General features: G+C 56.9%; 14 protein-coding genes. 9 read left to right on the plus strand and 5 right to left on the minus strand.

Features of this window, described 5'->3' with window-relative positions; genetic code table 11:
• Positions 1–179 precede the first annotated feature (179 nt).
• Positions 180–1,292 carry a type III polyketide synthase gene (locus KYK14_RS05375; RefSeq protein ID WP_219157624.1) on the minus strand — a complete coding sequence of 371 codons (1,113 nt, stop codon included), beginning with the start codon at positions 1,290–1,292 and terminating at the stop codon, positions 180–182.
• A 55-nt stretch (positions 1,293–1,347) separates the two neighbouring features.
• Positions 1,348–2,466, minus strand: a complete 1,119-nt coding sequence (locus KYK14_RS05380; protein ID WP_219157626.1) for an NAD(P)/FAD-dependent oxidoreductase — start codon at positions 2,464–2,466, stop codon at positions 1,348–1,350.
• Positions 2,467–2,749: 283 nt separating this feature from the next.
• Here KYK14_RS05380 and KYK14_RS05385 point away from each other — a divergent pair, with 283 nt between their 5' ends.
• Positions 2,750–3,031, plus strand: a complete 282-nt coding sequence (locus tag KYK14_RS05385) for a T9SS type A sorting domain-containing protein (RefSeq protein WP_219157628.1) — start codon at positions 2,750–2,752, stop codon at positions 3,029–3,031.
• A gap of 398 nt (positions 3,032–3,429) precedes the next feature.
• Here the strand turns inward: KYK14_RS05385 and KYK14_RS05390 are convergent, their stop codons facing one another.
• Positions 3,430–6,984, minus strand: a complete 3,555-nt coding sequence (locus KYK14_RS05390; protein WP_219157630.1) for a PAS domain-containing hybrid sensor histidine kinase/response regulator — start codon at positions 6,982–6,984, stop codon at positions 3,430–3,432.
• A 43-nt stretch (positions 6,985–7,027) separates the two neighbouring features.
• Positions 7,028–8,395 (minus strand): sigma-54-dependent transcriptional regulator, encoded by a 1,368-nt coding sequence (locus KYK14_RS05395; RefSeq protein WP_185281682.1) that lies wholly within the window; start codon positions 8,393–8,395, stop codon positions 7,028–7,030.
• A gap of 732 nt (positions 8,396–9,127) precedes the next feature.
• Between KYK14_RS05395 and KYK14_RS05400 the strand changes: the two genes are divergently transcribed.
• Positions 9,128–11,245: a T9SS type A sorting domain-containing protein gene (locus KYK14_RS05400; RefSeq protein WP_219157632.1), complete on the plus strand. Its 2,118-nt coding sequence runs from the start codon at positions 9,128–9,130 to the stop codon at positions 11,243–11,245.
• 214 nt (positions 11,246–11,459) lie between these two features.
• On the opposite strand, the gene KYK14_RS05405 is transcribed toward KYK14_RS05400, so the two are convergent.
• Complete coding sequence (locus KYK14_RS05405; RefSeq protein WP_219157634.1) at positions 11,460–12,014, minus strand: DUF4468 domain-containing protein; 555 nt, start codon at positions 12,012–12,014, stop codon at positions 11,460–11,462.
• Between the two features lie 359 nt (positions 12,015–12,373).
• Between KYK14_RS05405 and pyrF the strand changes: the two genes are divergently transcribed.
• The 7 genes from pyrF to purN all read left to right on the plus strand — a co-directional run bounded on the left by pyrF (position 12,374) and on the right by purN (position 21,102).
• Complete coding sequence (pyrF, locus tag KYK14_RS05410; RefSeq protein ID WP_219157636.1) at positions 12,374–13,156, plus strand: orotidine-5'-phosphate decarboxylase; 783 nt, start codon at positions 12,374–12,376, stop codon at positions 13,154–13,156.
• Positions 13,157–13,265: 109 nt separating this feature from the next.
• Positions 13,266–13,877, plus strand: coding sequence for an orotate phosphoribosyltransferase (gene pyrE / locus KYK14_RS05415; protein WP_219157638.1), 612 nt, complete (start codon positions 13,266–13,268; stop codon positions 13,875–13,877).
• A gap of 118 nt (positions 13,878–13,995) precedes the next feature.
• Positions 13,996–17,055 carry a phosphoribosylformylglycinamidine synthase subunit PurL gene (locus tag KYK14_RS05420; RefSeq protein ID WP_219157640.1) on the plus strand — a complete coding sequence of 1,020 codons (3,060 nt, stop codon included), beginning with the start codon at positions 13,996–13,998 and terminating at the stop codon, positions 17,053–17,055.
• Positions 17,056–17,059: 4 nt separating this feature from the next.
• Positions 17,060–18,109 carry a phosphoribosylformylglycinamidine synthase subunit PurQ gene (locus KYK14_RS05425; RefSeq protein WP_219157642.1) on the plus strand — a complete coding sequence of 350 codons (1,050 nt, stop codon included), beginning with the start codon at positions 17,060–17,062 and terminating at the stop codon, positions 18,107–18,109.
• Positions 18,110–18,155: 46 nt separating this feature from the next.
• Positions 18,156–19,076: a phosphoribosylaminoimidazolesuccinocarboxamide synthase gene (locus tag KYK14_RS05430; RefSeq protein WP_219157644.1), complete on the plus strand. Its 921-nt coding sequence runs from the start codon at positions 18,156–18,158 to the stop codon at positions 19,074–19,076.
• Between the two features lie 125 nt (positions 19,077–19,201).
• Positions 19,202–20,476: a phosphoribosylamine--glycine ligase gene (purD, locus tag KYK14_RS05435; protein WP_219157646.1), complete on the plus strand. Its 1,275-nt coding sequence runs from the start codon at positions 19,202–19,204 to the stop codon at positions 20,474–20,476.
• Positions 20,476–21,102: a phosphoribosylglycinamide formyltransferase gene (gene purN, locus KYK14_RS05440; RefSeq protein WP_219157648.1), complete on the plus strand. Its 627-nt coding sequence runs from the start codon at positions 20,476–20,478 to the stop codon at positions 21,100–21,102. The genes purD and purN overlap by 1 nt, the downstream gene beginning before the upstream one ends.
• Positions 21,103–21,105 lie beyond the last annotated feature (3 nt).

Raw genomic sequence — 21,105 nt, forward strand, 5'->3', positions numbered from 1 at the left:
GTGGGAGATGGTGAGTGGTAAGATGGTGAGTTTGTGGATAAAATACGTCTGTCATCCTGAACGCAGTGAAGGACCTTCTCACGTGAGGACGAGTCGTTGTTATGCCTATTGTTCTTACGTGAAAAGGTCCTTCACTGCGTTCAGGATGACAGACGTATTTTATCCACAAACTCACCATCTTACCACTTCACCTCCATTAACAGCGCTTCCAGCGTAAGACCGGGACCAAAAGCGAAGCTAAGCACAGGCGCGCCGTCCTGGGCAGGTGTGAGGTCCCGCATCAATTCAGCCAAAACAAACAGCACCGTGGCCGACGACATATTGCCGTAGTCGCGCAGTACTTGGTAGGCAAAGCGGTTGTCGTGATGCGTGAGCCCCAAGGCCTGCTCGATGGCCTCCAGAATGCGCCGCCCACCCGGATGAATCGCAAATAGCTTGATGTCGCTCATGCGGACCGGCAAGCGAGCCAGCAGTCCATCAGCCAAATGCTGAATGCCCTGCTTGATCAGGCCTGGCACGTAGGACGAAAGTGTCATCTCGAAGCCGAAATCGTTGATGTGCCACGCCATATCGGCGCGGCCGTCGGGCACCAGGTCGCAGTGGAAGGCTTGTAGCGATAGGCTGGGTCCGTGGGCAGTCGGCTGGGCTTGCACTAAGGCTGCCGCTGCGCCATCACCAAACAAGGCATTGGATACCAAGTCATCGTCGTCGCGGCGCTTCTGAAAGTGCAGGGTGCACAGCTCGGCGCACACCACCAACACGCGGGCGTGCGCATCGGCCCGGCAAAAAGCATCGGCCAGCTTCAAGCCATTGAATGCGGCGTAGCATCCCATAAAATTGACGCATGTGCGCTGTACGTGGGGGCTCAGTCCTAGGGCTTCTACCAGTTCAATATCAAGCCCCGGTGCATACATGCCCGTGCAGCTCACCGTTACTAGGTGCGTGATGCTGTGGGGTAGGGAGGCATCTTGCAGTTGCGTGAGGCAGGACTGCACGGCTGCCACGGCCAGCGGCAGCGCGTGGGCGCGGTACTGCTCCATGCGCGGCCCTACCCTAGGGAATGGCTCTAGCTGCGGGGTGTTGGGAAAGAACGTGAAGTTGCCGTTTTCCTCGGCATAGTCGGGTAGCACGGAATAGCGCTGCCCAATGCCAGAGGCCCGGTACAGGGCCCCTAGGCGGCGGGTTTCTGCTTCATTAAACGATAAAGCATCGGCCATGAAACGGGCAATCTGAGATTGAGGAATGCGGTGGGGAGGATTGGCCGTGCCAATAGCACATAGGTAGCTGGTCATTGCTGACAGTATACGCAATTTATTGGGTGGCAGCGCGAGGGTAGCATAATCATGTTCAGAAGGGCTGCCCGTGCGTGCGCGCCACCAGCGCCTGCACGGCGCCGGGCCAATGGCGCAGCCCACCTATCACCCAGTTGCTGAGGCGGGGCTGCCCAAATAGCCGCTGCACCAGCCGCCCTACCCGCAGGCGGGCGCCAAATTGCTGTTGCCAACTGTGGGTGTATGCTGCTTCTAACGCGGCCCGATGTATATGGCCCTGCAAAAAGCGGTGAGCGTGTCCGGCCGCGAGGTAGGCGCCGTGTAGTGCCATGGCCATGCCGTTGCCGCACAGCGGCGTAATCAGGCCAGCGGCGTCGCCGCACAGTAGCACGTGGTCTTCTACGCAGGACTTGGGGGAGAAGGAAATTTCGTTGATGATTTCGGGCTGCGGGTAAAGCTGCTCGGCGCTGGTGAGAATGGCGCGCAGGTGCGGGTTGCGCATAAGCACCTCCGCTTCTAATTGAGGAATGGTGCCGTGGGCCTTCAGGTTGCGGCGGGTAGTCAGGTAGCAGAAGCACAGCTTGTCTTCCTCAATAGCCGAAAACCCCGCGTAGCCATCAGCGAAGTTGTGCAGGGAAATCAGGTCGCGGGGGTGGCCGGGGAGGCGCAGGTGGTACTTCACGCCCAGGTAGGGCGAGCGTTGCTGAAAGAAGGGACGTTGCAGTTGGCGGTCCAGGTTGGCGCGCTTGCCGTAGGCGCCCAGCACCAGGCGGGCCGTTAATACGCGGCCGTCAGCCAAGGTAGCGTGGTGTTGGTCGGCTGCGAGGTCGTAGGTCACGGTGGTGACGGTTGCCCCTTGCTCTACCACCACGCCGCGCGCCTGCGCCAACTCCGCTAGGTAGTGGTCGAGCCGGTAGCGACTTACCCCAAACCCGCCCAGCGCAAGCGGGGCCGAAAGAAGCGCTCCGCCCGGCGCGCTCACCTGTAAGCGGGTAATAGTGGCAGGCCCCAAAGGTTCGGGTGATGCTCCCAGCCGATGTAGGTAGGGCACCACTTCTTGGGAGACGTACTCGCCGCACACCTTATGAAAAGGGTAGCGTTTGCGCTCCACCAGCATCACGCTATAGCCGCGCTGCCGTAGGTCGAGAGACGCCGCCAGACCTGCTAAGCCACCGCCGATAATGAGAACGTCCAAATTTTTTTGTGAGCTAACGTGTTGGAAGGGAAGTAGTAGTTAAAGTTAATTTCGTAGATAAATTATATTTTGCTACAATTGCCAAAATTGTCTATATATCTTTGTAAACCTAATAAAATACCAGCCGTTAAGAACCACAGACTGGCTGATAATACGTCCATTCTATTTCCCGTCTATGATGAAACGATTACATTATTTGCTCTTTATACTACTAATGGGCAGCGCTAGCCTTATTGGTAGTGCCCTACCTACTCGCGCAGCTGCTCAGTCAGCAAACACACGTGTGGGTTTTCCCAGGGCAACCCTTGCCGATGAAAAATCGGTGTTGGTTTATCCCAATCCCAGCACAGGCATTGTGCACCTTACCATAAATGGTTTTGAAAACCGACGGGTAGAGTTGCGGGTACTGAACGTTATCGGGTCGGTGGTATACCGTGAACTGCTCACAGAGCTAAGCGACCGTGCCACCAAAACCTTGGATTTGAGCAAGATATCCAGCGGCCTCTACTATATTAAGTTGGAGGGCGACAACGTAAGCGAAATGCGCAAACTAGTAATTCGCTAAGCAATTATCAGTAGTTGCGCTGCGAATGCGTAATTCTTTTTCGCAGCGGCAGACGGCAGTAGATTATAAATCCGACAAAAAACAACGGGGGCTTCCTAGATAGGAAGCCCCCGTTGTTTTTTCGGAGTCCGAAAATTACTGACGGGCCGGTACAGTTTCCGGCTGCATCATTTCTTTCAGATTATTTACGGTGCTAAGGGCAAGTACAGCAGTTGCGACAATCAGACCCAAGAGAATTAACCAAGACATAAAAAGAGAATTAAAGGAAAAGAAAACCAACTGCTACCAGCAATTGGGTAGTGCTGTAAGATAAACAGCTTTCTAGTACTTCAACCCTAAAAAACGTTTTTGAGTTGTGGTATAATTATGTGCTTTTAAAAATAAAGCTCTTTCGCCCGCTACTCAGCGCCGAACTCTTGCTCTAGCTGGGCAATAACCAGTTCCGTTATCTGCCGCACCTGCTGCACCTGCTGCGTGGCAGTAGGCACGTCGGGAGGCGCTTGCTGGCAGGCTTCCAGCTGGCGAATGACGGTATGAAGCGGCCGGATGTGCATGCCATCGAGCGAGCTTTTGAGGTGATGCGCCGTAGAGCCCAACAATTTCCAATCGTTTGCCTCCAAGTGTTCCTCCATTTCGCGCACGCACGGCGGAGTAGTACGGATAAACAGATGCACCAGTCGCTTCACGAAGCCCTCGTTGCCGTGGGCCAGCCGGCGAATACCGCTCAGGTCGTAGAGTGGGGCGCTGTCGGGTAGGGGTTCTGCTGCTTCTATCACCGGCACGGGCTGTTTTTGCAGCACCGCCGAAACCGTACGGAACAGATCCTCCTCGCGGAAGGGCTTCGAAAGGTAGGCATCGAGGCCGGCCGAGCGGTAACGTTCGGCTTCGTCGCGCAGGGCGTGGGCCGTGAGGGCCACAACGGGGGTAGCTGCCCGCTGCGCATCGGGGTGGCGCCGCAACTGCCGGGTAGCCTCCACGCCGTCCATGCCCGGCATCTGAATATCCATGAGCACCACGTCGTAGGTGTTTTGCCAGAATAGCGTGAGTGCCTCCGAACCAGAAGAGGCCGTATCGACGTGCATACCCCAAGTGCTCAGCAGCGTTTCCACCAAAAACTGGTTGACAGCGTTGTCTTCGGCCAGTAGCACACGGCGCTTGCCTAGGGTATGGTAGCGGGGCGCGGGTTCCGCAGCGGTAGTAGGAGTGGCCTCTTCAGCTGGCTGGAAAGGTAGGGTGAACAGGAAGGAACTACCTTCGCCTACTGTGCTTTCAGCTGAAAGCTGGCCGCCCAGCAGCTCCACCAGCCCGCGCGAAATACTCAGCCCCAGGCCCGAGCCGCCGTACTCGCGGGCCGTCGACGAAGAAGCCTGCGTAAAGGGCTCAAACATATGTTCTAGCTGCTCGGCCGGAATGCCGATACCCGTATCGAGCACCGAAAACTGAAAGCGGGGCTTCTCATGAGCGGCACTCAGACGGCGGCAGGCCAGCAGTACCCGCCCGTGCTCCGTGAATTTCACGGCGTTGCTAAGCAGATTGAGCAGTACTTGCCGCAGGCGGTAAGGGTCGCCCGTAACGAAGGTAGGCGTGGTTTCGGGGGGCAACTCCAACTCCAGCGACACGCCTTTTTCGGCGGCGCGGGGCTGCACCATTTGCTGGCTGGCGTACAGCACATCGCGCAGGTCAAACGAAACCGACTCCAACTGTAGTTTGCCTGCGTCGAGTTGGGCCATGGCCAAAATGTCGTTGATAACTACCAGCAACGCTTCAGCCGAGTGCCGGATATGGCCCAGGTACTGGTTCTGCTGCTCGTCGAGCGGGGTTTTGGCCAGCAGGTTGGCAATACCCAGAATCCCGTTCATGGGCGTACGAATTTCGTGGCTCATATTGGCCAGAAACTCTTGCTTGGTGCGCGCCGTCGCCTCGGCGGCTTCTTTGGCTTCGCGCAACTCCTGCTGCGCACGCTTTATATCGGTGATATCGGTGCTCACACCCAATACCTGCAACATGCCATCAGCAAGCATAAAAGGCTGCTTCACAACGTGCAGCCACCGGATAGAGCCATCAGGATTCGTGAAGGTGTCCTCGTAGTCAACGGTTTGCTCCGTGCGCAGTACGGTTTGGTCGTACTCATGGTCCCGTTGCAAGTCGGCCGGATCGGCGCGGAGTAGCTGGTAGGGCGTGCGCACAATCTCCGTGGTGCTAGAGCCGTAGAGTTGCGCCGTTGCCTGGTTGGCCAGGGTGTAGTTGCCGGCCTCGTTTTTCAGGTAGATGAGGGGCGTGATGGTGTCAATCACCTGCCGGAACAAGCGGTTCTGCTCGGCCAGCCGATAGTTAGCAAGGCGCCGCTGCTCGTCTGCAATTTTCCACTGGGTAATGTCCTCAGCCGTGCCTAGCATCAGGCGTAAGCGGCCTTCCTCGTCGCGCTCAAACGGCGTGTGGCTACACCGAAACCACCGGGTAGAACCATCCCGATGCAAAAAAGCCAGTTCAAGGGAATATACCTCGCCATCTTCCGCCTGTTGTACTTGTATGTTGTGTTGCTGGAGCTTGGCAAGCTCGCTGGGCACAATCAGGTGTTGCGGAGAAGCAGTGCCGAAGGTCAATAGCTCATCCGGTGTATAGCCTAGCGCCGTAACGGAATAATGGTTGACGTAGACGAATGAGGTTTGCTGTACGTCAAACGTATAAATCAGGTTGGGTGCCAGGCTGGTGATACGGTCCATGAGCAGGCGACTCTGGCGCAACTCCTCCTGAATTTGCCGGGTAACGGTAACGTCCTGCGCGCTGCCAATAAGCTGAATGGGCTCACCATTAGGCTGCCGGGTAAACGCAGCCAACTGTAGTCGCAGCCAGCGCCACTCGCCGTCGCGGCGACGTATGGGGTACTCAAATACCAGTGGCTGCTGCGTTGGAAGCTGCCCCCCTTTGGGCCAGCGGCTAATGATTTCTTCTATGGTTTCGGGAGCCATCAGGTGATGAACGATGGCTGGCCCCATCGCCTTCAGCTCTGTCTCTGTGTAGCCCAGCAGCAGCTCTGTTTGCCGGTTAGAGTACGTGAGGTTGTTCTGCGTGAGGTCGAAGAGAAACACCATGCTAGGCACTGTATCATTGATGCGCGATACAAACAGCTGGCTGTGCAGTAATTCTGCCTCGGCTCGTCGCCGGTCGGTGATGTCCGTTAGATAAATAATAGCCGACTGCTCCTCCGGAAAAGGCACTATCTGCCAGTGGTAGAAATGGCCACCCAGGCGCCGCTCCGTGGTTCGAATCTGATGCTGTTGCAGGGCCTGCTCTATTTCGCTGCGGACAAAGTCGCGGGTTTCCGCTTCCATTGGCTTCTCCAACACTTGCAACAGCGGCTCAGCGGCTGGGTTGGCATACTGCGCCCTACCCACGCGGTCGAACCGGATGAAGGGATTGGGGCTATGCTCTGAAAGCAGCGAGTATTGCCGGATTTTTTCCTGCGCCTGCTCGCGCTCCGTCACGTCCTCCAGGCTCCACAGGTGCAGCATCGTTTTGCCATCCTGCAACACCGGCAGGTATTCCTGCTGCAAGATTCGGCCGTTGCGTAGCCGTAGCAGCTGCCCGCTTATGCGGTTCTGCTCGGCAATGGCCTGCTCAATGGTTTCTGATACCAAGGCGGGCTCCCGGAAGCAAAGGGCCAATACCCGACGCATTTGGGCGTGGGTATAGCCCAAATAAGTTTCGGGTGGCTGCGTAAGCCCTACCATATCGCAGAAACGCTGATTCACCAGCGCCACCTGCCTACCCTGGTTTTCGGCCAGTATAGCCGTACTCATCGTTTGCAGGAGGGTGCTCATCTGGCTGGCGGCCGCAAGCCCTTGCTGGGCCAGTTGCGCACGCAGGTCCCGCAGCTCGGCGGTGGTAGCCATCTGAGCCCGCGTCATCTGCCGCAAACGTCGTTGCAGGTGGCGATACGCGATAGAACTCATAAAACAAGTTGTATAGAAATAAGTAAAACAAGAAAACCAGTCGTTAGCTGACCCGGATTTCGTTGTTCTGTATCATACGATAGATAGTGGACTTGCCAATTTGTAGTTTCGCCGCCACCTGCAATATGTTTCCGTTGTGGTTGTCGAGGTAGCGCTGCACAATGGCTGCCGTCTGCGTTCGTAGCGACTCATCACCATCTGGCGTGTTGGTTTCCTGGGTGGTGCTGGCGTGCCGCAACGACAAATCTTGCGGCTGAATGGTGTCGCCGTCGGCCAATACGGCGGCTAGCTCTACCACTGCTTTCAGTTCGCGCACGTTGCCGGGGAAGGGGTAGCGCAGCAGTTTCTGCTGGGCATCCGGCGACAGGCGACAATCGGCCATGTTGTTTTGGGAGCAGAAGGTTTGTAAGAACGACTGAGCCAATAGCAGCACATCCTGGCCCCGGTCGCGCAGCGGGGGGAGCAGAATGGGTAGGCCCAGCAAGCGGTAGTACAGGTCTTCCCGAAAACGGCCCTGCTTCACCTCTTCTGTTAGGTCGCGGTGCGTGGCCACCATCAGGCGGGCATCAAAAGGGATTGGAGCGCTGCCGCCTACCCGCATCACCTCCCGCTCCTGTAGCACGCGCAGAAGCTTGGCTTGTAGGTTCAGGTCTAGCTCAGCAATTTCATCCAGAAAAAGCGTGCCCCGATGGGCTTCCTCGAATCGTCCAATGCGCCGGCTAACGGCCCCGGTGAAAGACCCTTTTTCATGGCCAAACAGCTCACTCTCAATAAGCTCACGCGGAATAGCAGCCACGTTTACGGCCACAAAGGCATTGTTGCGGCGCTCAGACCGGAAGTGAATGGCCTTCGCAACCAGCTCTTTCCCCGTGCCGGTTTCCCCACTCAGAGAAACCGTGATGTTGGTGCGAGCTGCCTTCTCAACCAAGGAAAATAATTGCTGCATTTGGGGGCTCTTTCCCAAAATAGCACGTTGTGGGTCGTACTTCTGTCCAATTTGTTCCCGCAGCCGTTCGTTTTCCCGGCGTAGGGCCAGTTGCTGATTTACGTTGCCAATGGTGTTCCAAAGCCGGTCGGCTGTTTCTTCATCTTTTACAAGATAATCATAAGCACCCTGGCGCAGCAGGCCAACGGCTGTTCGCACATCCTCCTGTCCCGAAATGATAATAACGGCTACTTCTGGCAGGCGCTCTTTTATCTGGCGTAGTACTACGTCGCCGGTGCCATCGGGTAGAGTATAGTCTAGCGTAATAAGGTCAGGCTTCTCGTTAAGATTATCCAGGCAGGACTGCGCTGTGGTAAAGCGTCGTACAATATATTCTGGATTCTGAGAGAGCTTATATTCAAGCAGTTCGCCATACCAAGCGTTGTCTTCAACAACGAATATGCGAAGAGTAGAGGATGCAATCATTGGGGAATGTAGCGGAGTAGCTGTGGTAAACCATGCGTCACATAGAAACTATACGTAATGTACGGCTTCTGTGTGGAGTATAGCCCATTCAGCTGGGTTTTCAGTAGCTCAGAAAGAGAAATGGGGTGGACAGTGCGAGTATAAGTAGGGAAAGCTACTCAATCAAATTTTCTCATAATAGGATTTTTATTCTCTTTATGGGATATTTAGATAAAAACCATAAAATCGTATAATGCTTTAAATCAAATATTTACACAAAAATATAGTTTAAAGGCAGTGAAATTGTACTGTGATTTATGAACGTGTTTATGGACTTTTCTAATCTTACTTATGAAACGCTTCTTCTACTTACCGACCTTTTTGCGTTGCCAAGCAGTAGTATTTCTACTAGCATGGTTGAGTTGTGCCACAGCACTTGCCCAAAGTCCCATTACGCGAGTTATCTACACTAAAGCGGGCACGGCAAAGGTAATGAAAGGCAGCGCTACTGTTACGGCGCAGGTTAAGGTGCTAGGGGCTAGTCTTAACACTCGAACAACTACCCTATCTTTTGGAAACGTTGTGAATGGCGAAGCTGCAGCTGATGAAGGCACAACGTCCTTCGATAGCTACACTCTACTTACCAACAACTTAACTCAAACAACAATAGCCGCCGCTTTAAATATTAGTGTGTTGTCGCTAGCGGAAGCACAAATTACAGGGCAGTCGACGCCTACCTCGGTGCGCGTGGATATGGCTGCGACCGTTAAAAAAGGCAATCGGGCGGGCATCGTGATAAGTGGTGACAACTCACTGCTGAATGTGTCGCTGCTGAACGCTGTGTACGTGCAAACGTACCTGAACGAAACGCCCGTGCAGCGTATTCCGGTTGCAGAGCTGGTAGGGGTTGAGTCGAGCCTGACCAGCTCGCTGCGCAACAACTTACCCTTGTTTAACAACCGCCCTACCCGCGCCGGCTTTATTGCCAGCGGCGACTTCAACAAAATAGAGCTGGTAACAGCAGGGGTGCTGAATCTGAGCTACGGCATACGCTTCTACTACGCCTTTGGCTTCGACGACCAAAATTCAACGATACAATACAAAGGCGCGCTGTCGAACAATGTTAGCCCGGTGGAGGGCCAGGAGTACAGCACCCAATCCCGTGGAGCCAACGGGCTGGTATGTGTGAATGTGAATTCGAACATCGACAACTCGCAGAACGCCGCCAATGACGATCTGGCTGACTTTGCCACGTTCCGGAACCTGCTGAATATAAGCGTGCTGAACTGCCCGGCTACCCTGCGCGTGAAGCTGCGCAGCACAGGAGGCCCTACCGGGTATCGTGCCGGATTTGTGATCGGCAACGGTGGCCTGCTTGACCTAAACCTGTTGCAGAACGTGCGCCTGAGCACCTACCTAAATGATGCACTACAGGAAAGCGCTTCCGGAGCTAACTTGCTGCGGGTGAATGTGCTGCCCGACAACCGCTATTTCCTGAGCTTCCAGACGACGAAGCCATTCAACCAGGTACAGATCAGCCTGAATGGGGCAGTAAACGTGCTGGACAACCTGAACGTGTACTATGGCTTTGGCATTGAAGAAGCAGCCTTCAGTGACCCAGACCCAGTCTTTTCTGACTTTGAAGATCCTACCGATAAATTCCAAGTGGCTACCCTCACACCGAATGCCAGTGGTTTGCTGACAGTTAGTGCCTGTGCTTCTGTTATCGGCAGTAGCTGCGCAGGGTTTCAGGACCCAAGCTTTGCTGCCAAGCGCAACCTAACTACCACTTATGCTCAGATCAAGGGCTCATTGGTGAATTTAAATGTGAATCAGGGCCTGGCATTGGCCGTGAAGCTTAACGGTGCCAACAAAGTGGCAAGCGGGAAAGCAGGTAAAGCAGGCAACCGCACCGGATTTGTCTTCGACTACACCGACAACGGAGGACTAGTAGGGGGCCTGTTGAGCGCGGGTGTCTTATCCAATTTCACCATCACGACCTATCGCGAAGGCCAAACCACTGCTGGTAAAGGTAATAATACCAGCGCGGTGCCTTCGCTGATAGCAGTGGAGAGCGTGTCGGGAGCCAACCTTGCGCAGGCAACAATCCTAGGCGGCAGCACGGGTCGGCAAGCCCTGTCTTTCGTAGCCACGCAGGATTTTGATTGGGTAGAGCTAACTACTACCAACACGGTAGGCACTGTGCAGGATACGCGCATCTATTACGCTTTTGCCGAGGAGCTGCGGGGCTTCTTCCCTGAAAACCTCGTGAATCCTACCAACCCGCTACCCGTCGAGATGACAGCCTTCACGGTGCGCGCCACAAATCAGGGAGGCGAACTGCGCTGGAAAACGGCTTCGGAGCAAAATAATAGCCTGTTTGTCGTGGAACGAGCCGTGCAGCAAGGCGCCGATGCCGTTTTTCAAGCTATTGGTCAGGTAGCTGGCGCAGGCACCACAACCACCGCCCAACAGTACCGCTACCTAGATGCAACGGCTGCCGAGCAGAGCACCGGCACGGTATACTACCGCTTGCGACAGGTAGACACCAATGGTAACGAGTCGTTTTCGCCGGTAGTAGCGGCCACATTTGAAGAGCAAACACTGGCTGTATCGCTTCAGCTGGCCCCCAACCCCGCCGGAGCAGCCGAGATGATGCGTGTGCTGGTAGGATCTGTAAAAGAAGGTACCGTGGGGCAGCAACTGGTAGTGTATGACGCGCAAGGCCGACAGGTGAATGCTATGGCCGTAACAGACCGTGCTACCCTGCTCCCAACTCAGAACCTGGGCCAGGGCCTCTACCACGTGGTGCTACTGAACGCCGCCGGCAAGCGCCTCACCAGCCAGCGTCTGATTATTGCAGGACGTTAATCTGATACCATATAGACTTGTCCTTACGTTAAGATCCGTGTAAAAAAGAACGTCATGCTTCATCTGGCGTCCGCTTGTCGAAGCATGACAGACATTTTTTCGATTCTTATTATTCAGGAACAGGTCTTATATATACAAGCACAACGCCACTTCTTGCAAAAGGAGTGGCGTTGTTATGAAGGGAGTTATCGGTGGCCTAAAGAGCAGCCTCAGGCTAGTTCAACCCTACTGTATCGTCGCTTTCGCCTTCGTGGCTATTCATGTAGGAACGGAAAGACAGCGCGACTTCGCTAGCCAGCGAAGAAGCCTGCGCCCGCACGCGCCGGTCGTTGTTGGTGCGGCTGTTGGTGCGGTCGGCAGCTAATTGGGCCACGTAGTCGTCCAGAGGTATAGTGGTAGCGGGCTGTTTTTCGTTTGGGACTACCTCGAAAGCACCCACGTTGTAGTCGTAGCCATTATCAGTAGCGCGAAACACGAACTCAAAGCGGACCATTGTTTCAATGGGCTTGTTGTTGTCGAGCGTTTTCACCTTACCCGTACCCCGCAACCGGAGAGTGCCCGCGGCGGCATCAGCCTTCACATCCATCTTAGGGGTATATGCAAACCCTTTCTCGCTCCAGGCCAGCGCGTGCTGATACAGTGCTCGGCGACCAGCCCCCGACACCTGTACCTGCTCACCGTAGGCAACCGGGCTAGCAGACTGCGCCAGCGATGGTAAGGATAGCAACAGCAAACTGCCTAGCAGGAAACCAAGAAACGTGTTTTTCATAGAAAGGAAGTGAAACAGGTAAATAGTAACAGAAGCACAAACATACGCCACTGTTGGGCCACGCACGTAATAGGCTATGTTATGAATATATCAAGAAGAGTGCCGGGTGCGCAGGTTTTTGCTTCGATACTTCTTTTGATTTTTCGGTAGTTCCTGCTTTCCTCTGTGTAAGTAGTCAAAGCGGTTTTTTCGTGCCCACACGAGGCAAATAGAATCCGTATTAGATCCAGCGCAACAACCGTATGCAAGGCGCTGCTACAAAATGCGCCCGGTGCAAGCTGGGCGTTTTTGCTTCTAGCAAACGATTAGCTGTTAGCTTTGCATCCGACATCACGTAGCTGCTAACAACTCAAAAGACCATGAACAAGCTGCTTTCCCGCATCCAGCGCGTCGATTCGCTGCTGTGCGTGGGTCTTGATCCTATCGGGGAGGATGCGCAGGTAGCCGGCCGCCTGGCCGAAGTTATCGAGCAGACCGCCGCGTATGCTGCCGCCTTCAAGCCTAATCTGGCGTTCTTTCTGAGCCGAGAAAACGGTGTGGCCTTATTGCGCGACACTATCCAACGGATTCCGCAGGATATTCCAGTAATTCTGGACGGTAAGTTTGGGGACATCTCCAACACCGCCGACCACTACGCCCGCTTCGCCTACGACGTGGTAGGCGCCGATGCCGTAACGGTGAACCCCTACATGGGCGACGACGCCATCGTACCGTTTCTGCGCGAGGGCAAAATGGTCTTTGTGCTGGCCAAAACCAGCAATAAGCCTACTCACTCCCTGCAAGACATGGCCCTCACGAGCGGTGGCGTCCTCAGCGACCAAGCCGCCCGCATCAGCGGCAAGTTGGATGAGGAGAATGGTGGAGTAGGGCTGGTGGTAGGCGCTACCCAATCCGAAGCCATGGCACGTGTGCGCGAGCTGTGCCCTACCCAATGGTTTCTGGTGCCTGGCGTGGGTGCCCAGGGCGGCGACCTGGCCGCTACCCTCCGTGCCGGCCTACGCCCCGACGGTTTGGGCGTGCTCATCAACTCCTCGCGGGCCATCTGGCAAGCGGCCGATGCTGGCGCTGCTGCCCAAGAGCTGATGATGCAGATCAATGAGCATCGGCAGGTAGCAAAAATTGATACGGTAGCCCAGGGTTGAACCCTTGGGCTATGCATCGCCTGAACTGCCTGCATAGCAGCACTATTAATGCCGTTTCATAGCCCAGAGTTTTAACCCTGTGGCGTCTTATGTATAATAGTATACTCCCTTGACCACTCACACCTCTCTACCCGCCGAAACCCTGGAACAGCAACTGGTGCAGGAAAACGCACTGTTGCGTGGGCACTTCCGCCTGTCTTCTGGCTTGCATTCTGATACGTACGTGCAGTGCGCGCGCTTCCTGCGCCGGCCCGATCTGGCAGCACCCGCCGCGGCCGAGCTAGCTCGCCAAATCCGGGAAGCCGGCTTGCAGCCCGATACTGTGGTAGGCCCCGCTATGGGCGGCGTCGTGATTGGCTACGAGCTGGCTCGGCAGTTAGGCGTGCCCGGTATTTTCACAGAGCGCGATGCCGATGGGCAAATGACCCTGCGCCGCGGCTTCACCATAGAGCCCGGCGAGCGGATTATTATTGCCGAAGACGTAGTGACTACGGGCAAGAGCACCAACGAAGTAGCCCGCCTGCTGACCGAAATGGGAGCAGAAATTTTGGCCGTGGCCAGTTTAATTGACCGCACTAGTGGGAAAGCTGAGCTTTCTTTTCCGAACTTTGCATTGCTGCCGGTCACGGCAGCCACCTACGCACCCGATGATTGCCCGCTGTGTCGGGCAGGTATTCCGGTAGTGAAGCCCGGCAGCCGGCCGGACAAAGCGTTTTCTTAAACCTACCCTACGCTGGACGTAGGGCAAGGCATTTCCGGTGGCAGTTGGGTGCATCCTACTCTATAAAGGGGAGGAGAGCCGGCGGCAGCGGAAAATAGCAAACCTTATTTCCTTCCTTTTGGAATCTATCCAACGAACCATTCAGCTGCGGCTCAAGCCTACCCGTCACGACGGAGAAGGTCAGCGCGTAGCCGAAGCAGCCCAGCGCCATCTGGGCCTGCGCACTGGGCGCGTGCAAAGCACTGCTCTCTACACTGTGCGCTACCCCCTCACCGACGAGCAGCTGCACAGCTTTGCCACGCGCTGCTTGCAAGACCCGGTGCTGCACGATGTGGCCCTGGACGAGTTTCGCCCCACTGACTCCATCTATAAGAGTTATATTCTGGTAGCCAAGCTGCCCGGCGTAACCGATGACGAAGGCATCTCGGCGCAAAATGCGCTGGGTGACTTCCTCAACCAGCCGCTCGACACGCACACCCAGCATATCTTCAGTAAACGGCTCTACTTCCTGGAGCACGAGCTGCCCGCGCAGGATCTGCGCCGCCTGGCCGAAGAACTGCTGGGCAACAAGATGATCAACCGCTTCGAAACCGGCCCCCTCTCCGAGCTGCGCGACTACACGCCGCGCCCCGGTGGCGGGGCCGAAGCCATTACGGAGCTAGTGCCGCTGGTGGGCCTCACCGACGAGGAGCTAGTGAAGCTGTCGAAAGACAACCTCTACGCCCTGAACCTGGAGGAAATGCGCGCCGTGCGCGACCACTACGCCACGATTGCGGCCGAGCGCGAAGACGCCGGCCTCCCCGCCGACCCCACCGACTGCGAGCTGGAAATCATTGCCCAAACGTGGTCGGAGCACTGCAAGCACAAGGAGTTTTCGGCCGTTATCAACTATAGGGATGCAACGACGGGCGAGACCAAGCAAATTGACTCGCTGTTCAAGACCTACATCCGCAACGCCACCGCCGAGGTAGACCGCCAGCTGCGCGCCAACGGCAACGACTGGCTGATTAAGGTGTTCTCGGACAACGCCGGTGCCGTGCGCATCAACCCCGAGTCGTTGTTTGTATGGAAGGTGGAAACGCACAACTCGCCCTCGGCCATCGACCCCTACGGCGGAGCTATTACCGGCATCCTGGGCAACAACCGCGACCCGCTGGCGACCGGCATTGGTGGTGCGCGTTTGCTGTTCAATACCAACGTGTTGTGCTTCGGAAATCCTGAGTTCAACGGCACGTTGCTTTCCAACCAACTGCACCCACGCCGTATTTTTGAAGGCGTGCGTAAGGGCATCGAAGACGGCGGTAACAAGTCGGGTGTGCCTACGGTGAATGGCAGCATTGTGTTTGATGACCGTTACGCCGGTAAGCCGCTGGTGTACTGCGGCACCGGTGCCGTGATGCCCATGCAACTGGCTGGTGAGGATTCTTGGGAAAAGAAGATTGACCCGCAAGACCGCATCATCATGGCTGGGGGTAGGGTAGGCAAGGACGGCATCCACGGTGCTACCTTTTCCAGCATCGAGCTGGACGAAACCTCGCCCGCCACGGCCGTGCAAATCGGCTCGCCCATCACCCAAAAGTTGGCGATGGACTTCCTCATCATTGCCACGCGGCGCGGCCTCATCAAGTGCAGCACCGACAACGGTGCGGGCGGCCTTTCGTCCAGCATCGGCGAACTGGCCACTATTTCGGGCGGCGCGGTGGTAGAGCTGGAGAAGGTGCCGCTGAAATATTCGGGCTTGCGGCCCTGGGAAATCTTTGTTTCCGAATCGCAAGAGCGTTTCTCGCTGGCCGTGGAGCCGGCTAAGCTCGATGAGCTGTTGGCGCTGGGTAGGGAAATGGAAGTGGAGCTGACCGACATCGGCTACTTCACCGCCGACGGCTACCTCGATGTGCGCTTTGCCGGTGAGGCCGTGGCGAAGCTGGATATGCACTTCCTGCACGAAGGCGTGCCGCGCAAAGTGCTGGAAGCCGAGTTGGCGCAGCCCAACGCACAGGAGCCCGCCCTACCCATTGAAACGGATTACACCGACACGCTCCGCCGCCTGCTGGGCTCGCTCAACATCTGCTCGCGCGAATCCGTGATTCGGCAGTACGACCACGAGGTAAAAGGCCGCACCATTGTGAAGCCCCTGATGGGTGCTACCGGCCAGGCCCCGCAGGATGCCGCCGTAGTGCGCTTCAATTTTGAAAGCTGGGAAGGTGTGGCTGTGAGCAACGGCATCCTACCTCGCTACGGCGATTTGGACGCCTACCAGATGTCGGCGGGCTCGTTTGACGAGGCGGTGCGGCAAATTATTGCCGTGGGCGGCAAGCTGCCCAACCTCACGCCTGGCGACGGTACGTTCTGGTCCGTAAACGACAACTTCTGCGTGCCCGATTCGGTGTACGATGAGGTAGGCAACCCTGACGGCAAGCACAAGCTGGCCAAGCTGGTGCAGATGTGCGAGGCCCTGCGCGACGCCACGGCCGCCTACTGCATCCCGCTCACGAGCGGCAAGGACTCGATGAAGAACGACTTCAAGGCCGACGGCGTGAAGATTTCGGTGCCGCCTACGGTGCTGTATTCCATGACCGCCAAAATGGAAGACGTGCGCCGGGCCGTCACCTCAGACTTCAAGCAGGAAGACGACGTGGTGTACTTACTGGGCGAAACCTACGACGAACTGGGTGGCTCGGAGTTCTACGCGCTGCATGGTGAGCTGGGCGCCAACGTGCCCCAAGTGCGCTTCAACAAGGCCAAGGAACTCTATGTAACGATAGGGGAGGCCAACGACCAGAACCTCATCCAATCCTGCCACGACCTGAGCGACGGCGGGCTAGCCGTAGCACTGGCCGAGGCCACCTTCGGCTACGGTTTTGGGGTTGAGGTAGAGCTGACCGGCGAGTTGAGCCTGATGGCTCAACTATTCTCGGAGTCGCACTCACGCTTTGTGGCTACAGTAGCACCCGAGGATGTGGTAGCTTTTGAAGCATTGCTGAAAGGCCGCACTACCCGTCTCGGTACCGTAACTAGCAATAGCCGCTTCACGGTGCGCCACGCGGGCCAAGTAGTGATTGACGCCGATGTGAACGACTTGCGCGAAACGTGGTCGAACGGGCCGGTGAACAAGATAATCGGGCTGGACCTGGATGCCGTGCGCAATGCCAACGAAGGCTCAACCAGTGGACTGGGATAAGCATATGGAAGACAAACCACTCATGCCCGACCTGAACGCGCCGCCCCACCAGCAGCGCGACGATACCCCGCCACCCCAAACAGCGGACGGCAACTTTCTGGTGCCCGGTTACAAAAGTGTAGACGCCGGCCACGAAACCACAGAACCTTTGAAAAGCACACAGGAACAAGCTAACAGCCAACAGCTAATGGCTAACAGCTCAAACGTAAAGGCTCTCATCCTAACGGGTTTTGGTATCAACTGCGAAGAAGAATTCGCGGCGGCCTACCGCCTGGCGGGCGCCGAGCCTACCATTGTGCACCTCAACCAGGTGCTACACGGTGAGATCAGTATTCACGATTTCGATATTCTGAACTTCCCTGGCGGCTTCAGCTTCGGCGACGATTTGGGCTCGGGCGTGGTGCTGGCCAACAAGCTGCGCTACCGTAAAAACGCCGAGGGTCGCACGCTGCTAGATGATATCCGGCAGTTTATTGCCGATGGCAAGTTTGTGCTGGGCATCTGCAACGGGTTTCAGGTGCTTGTAAAGTTGGGCTTGCTGCCCGACCTCGCCGGAAACGTGACGCCCGAAGTGACCTTGACGCACAACGCCTCCGGCCGCTACGAGGACCGTTGGGTGCGTCTCAAGGTGAATCCAGCGGCCAACACGCCTTTCCTCAAAGGCATCGATACGTTGGAAGTACCCGTGCGCCACGGCGAAGGCCGTCTCATCATTCCTGATGCTACCACGCGGGAGCAACTTGTGCAGCGCGGCCTTAACGTGCTGACCTACTGCGACAGCACAGGCTGCGAGGTGTCGGCCTACCCCTACAACCCCAACGGGGCCGACCTCAACTGCGCTGGCCTGACCGACACCACCGGCCAGGTATTTGGCTTGATGCCGCACCCCGAGGCCTTCCTGTCGCTCTACAACCACCCGGAATGGACGCGCCGCAAGCGGCAGGACCCTACCCTTTCAGAAGAGGGCGATGGGTTACGCATCTTCCGCAACATTGTAGAGCACGTGCAACAGCACGTGGGCCTACCCCACGCGGAAGCCACTTCCGCGTCCTAATCATCACTGCAACCCGCCAGCGATTCGCGTCGGCTTCCTACCCGGTATGAACACCCTCAACCACTTCGAAACTCCCCAACTCGAACTCCTGCACCGTGGCAAAGTACGCGATTCGTTTCGCGCTCCGTCGGGCGACCGGCTCATCGTCGTGACCGACCGCCTTTCGGCGTTCGACTCGGTGTTGGAAACGCCCGTGGCCCACAAAGGCGCCGTGCTAAACGGTCTGGCCAATTTTTGGTTCGACAACACCCGCGACATCATTCCCAACCACGTGATGGAGCTGGTAGACCCCAACGCCATGCTGGTGAAGGAAGCCGAGCCGATTCGGGTGGAGATGGTGGTGCGGGCCTACCTCACCGGCTCGATGTGGCGCGGCTACCAGCAGGGCCAGCGCACCTTCTCGGGAGTAACGGTTCCCGATGGCCTGAGCAAGCATCAGCAGTTCCCCGAGCCCATCGTGACGCCAACGACGAAAGAAGAATCGGACCGTGAGATTACGCCTGAGAACCTCGTGAGCGAAGGCTGGGTGAGCCAGGAGCTGTACAACCAGATGAAGGAGAAAGCCCTGGCGTTGTTCAAGGTAGGCTCCGATTTGTTGAAGGAAAAGGGTATCATCCTGGTAGATACCAAGTATGAATTTGGCCTGGTGAACGGCGAGCTGATCCTGATTGACGAAATCCACACACCGGACTCGTCGCGCTTTTGGTCGGCCGAAGATTACGCCAAGAACCCGGAGTCGGCCGAGCAGATGGATAAGGAGTACGTGCGCCAGTGGCTGATTGCCAATAAGGTAGACGGTCAGTACCCCCGTGCCCTCACGCCCGAAGTATCGCAGGAAGCCACCCGCCGCTACCTCGATATCTACGAGCGCATCACCGGCCAGCCCCTACCCACCGCCAGCGAGGACGATGTATCGGCACGCTTGGTAAGCAACCTGGTGCGCGCCGGCGTGATGAAAGCGCTGTAATTCAATTGCTAATAGAAAAATTTCGCACGGAGTTAAAGGGATAGTTTAGAAAAGAATCCACTTGGTGAAACTCCCTTTTTCAACTCCGTGCGAAAACTCAACACCGCGCGAAACCCAGTTATTTCATGAATGTAGTCATCCTCGGTTCTGGTGCCCGTGAGCACGCCCTCGCTTGGAAACTCGCCCAGGACGGCGCCACCGTGCACGTGCTGCCCGGCAACCCCGGCATTCCCGGCTCGGTGCCGTCTATCGACGCGCTGGATTTTCCGGCCGTACAGCAGTTTTGCCAGGAGCACGACGTGCAGCTGATCGTGCCCGGCTCCGAAGCGACTTTGGCGGCGGGCGTAACGGATTTCTTTGCCCAGACCGATATCCGCGTGTTCGGCCCTACCCGACAGGCAGCGGCGCTGGAGTCGTCGAAGGTATGGTCGAAGAACTTTATGCAGCGCCACGGCGTGGCTACTGGCCAGGCCTGGACGTTCCGCTCCGACCAAGTAACCGAGGCCCTGGCCAAAGCGGCCGAGTTGGAGGGTAGGGTAGTAGTGAAGTACGACGGCCTGGCCGCTGGCAAGGGTGTGTACGTATGCTCGTCGCAGGACGAAGTGAAGGCGGCCCTTGATGAGCTGGTCGATCTGCACACCGATTGGTTTAGCTTCTTGCTCGAAGAAAAACTGGTGGGTCCAGAAATCAGTGTGATGGGCGCCACCGATGGTAACCGTATTCGGCTATTGGCTACTTCCCAGGACCACAAGCAGTTGCGTGCTGGAGACCAGGGTCCCAACACCGGTGGTATGGGCGCCTACTGCCCCGTGCCTTTCGCCGACGACAACGTGATGGCCGAAGTGCGCCGCGACATCATTGAGCCTACCATGCGCGGGTTGAATGCGTCGCAGTTTGACTTCAAAGGCTTCATCTACTTCGGTATCATGCTCACGCCCAACGGGCCGAAGCTACTGGAATACAACACCCGCCTGGGCGACCCTGAGGCTGAGGTGCTGCTGCCTGCTATGCAGAGCAGCCTGCTCGACCTCATCACGGCGGCCCTCGACGGCGACCTGGCGCGCCATGACGTGTGGCAGCGCCCTGGCCATTATGCCGGGGTGGTGCTAGCTTCAGGCGGCTACCCGGCGCCCAAGTTCCCAACCGGCTTCCCCATCACCGGCCTCGACCAGCTGGCGCCCGAAACGCTGGTGTTCCTTGGTGGCGTGAAGGCCGGTGCCGAAGCCGGACAACTAGTGACCGGCGGCGGTCGGGTGCTAGTGGTAGTAACGCATGGCGATGAGCTGAACGATGCCGTGCAGCAAGCCTACGCCGAAATCAAGAAAATCAGCTTCCAGGATGCGTACTATCGCTCCGACATCGGGCAGCGGCCCAGCCCCATCCTTACCCGCGTATACTAATGACAACGAACTTGCCACGTCTGGCGATTTTGCTTTCGGGAAGGGGCTCCAATATGGTGGCCCTGGTCGAGGCGGTGCAGCGTGGCGTATTGCAAGGCGTGGCCGAAGTGGCCGTGGTGTTCAGCAATAAGCCCGATGCGCCGGGCCTGACTACGGCTGCCGCACTGGGCTGCCCTACCGCCAGCCTAGCCCCGGAGGGTAGGAAACGCGCCGAGTACGACGCGGCCGTGGTGAACTTGCTGCAAAGCTACCAACCCGATTACGTGGTGCTGGCCGGCTACATGCGCATTCTGTCGCCGGTATTTGTGCGGGCGTTTGCGGGATGCATTGTCAACATTCATCCCGCCGATACGCACCAGCACCAAGGACTACACGCCTACGAGTGGGCGTTCGAAAACCGCTTGCCCGAAACTAAAATAACGGTGCATTTGGTTGATGAGGGTCTCGATACGGGTCCGATTTTAGCGCAGGGCCCCGTGGACCTGCGCGGCGCCGATACGCTGGCTGAAGTAGAGCGCCGTGGCCTGGCCGTGGAACACCAATTGTACGCCAATACCTTAGCGCAACTCATTCGCCAGGAGTTGCCTACCCACTCCATTGCCGAGCAGTCGGCAACTCAACATTGACAC

Source organism: Hymenobacter profundi, from assembly GCF_019334315.1.
Taxonomy (GTDB): domain Bacteria; phylum Bacteroidota; class Bacteroidia; order Cytophagales; family Hymenobacteraceae; genus Hymenobacter; species Hymenobacter profundi.

Excerpts from the sequence above, each read along its gene's own strand:
- KYK14_RS05375 (WP_219157624.1), bottom strand. The coding sequence starts at position 1,292 with ATGACCAGCTACCTATGTGCTATTGGCACGGCCAATCCTCCCCACCGC.
- KYK14_RS05390 (WP_219157630.1), bottom strand. The coding sequence starts at position 6,984 with ATGAGTTCTATCGCGTATCGCCACCTGCAACGACGTTTGCGGCAGATG.
- KYK14_RS05395 (WP_185281682.1), bottom strand. The coding sequence starts at position 8,395 with ATGATTGCATCCTCTACTCTTCGCATATTCGTTGTTGAAGACAACGCT.
- KYK14_RS05400 (WP_219157632.1), top strand. The coding sequence starts at position 9,128 with ATGGCTGCGACCGTTAAAAAAGGCAATCGGGCGGGCATCGTGATAAGT.
- KYK14_RS05405 (WP_219157634.1), bottom strand. The coding sequence starts at position 12,014 with ATGAAAAACACGTTTCTTGGTTTCCTGCTAGGCAGTTTGCTGTTGCTA.
- pyrF (WP_219157636.1), top strand. The coding sequence starts at position 12,374 with ATGAACAAGCTGCTTTCCCGCATCCAGCGCGTCGATTCGCTGCTGTGC.
- KYK14_RS05425 (WP_219157642.1), top strand. The coding sequence starts at position 17,060 with ATGGAAGACAAACCACTCATGCCCGACCTGAACGCGCCGCCCCACCAG.
- KYK14_RS05430 (WP_219157644.1), top strand. The coding sequence starts at position 18,156 with ATGAACACCCTCAACCACTTCGAAACTCCCCAACTCGAACTCCTGCAC.
- purD (WP_219157646.1), top strand. The coding sequence starts at position 19,202 with ATGAATGTAGTCATCCTCGGTTCTGGTGCCCGTGAGCACGCCCTCGCT.
- purN (WP_219157648.1), top strand. The coding sequence starts at position 20,476 with ATGACAACGAACTTGCCACGTCTGGCGATTTTGCTTTCGGGAAGGGGC.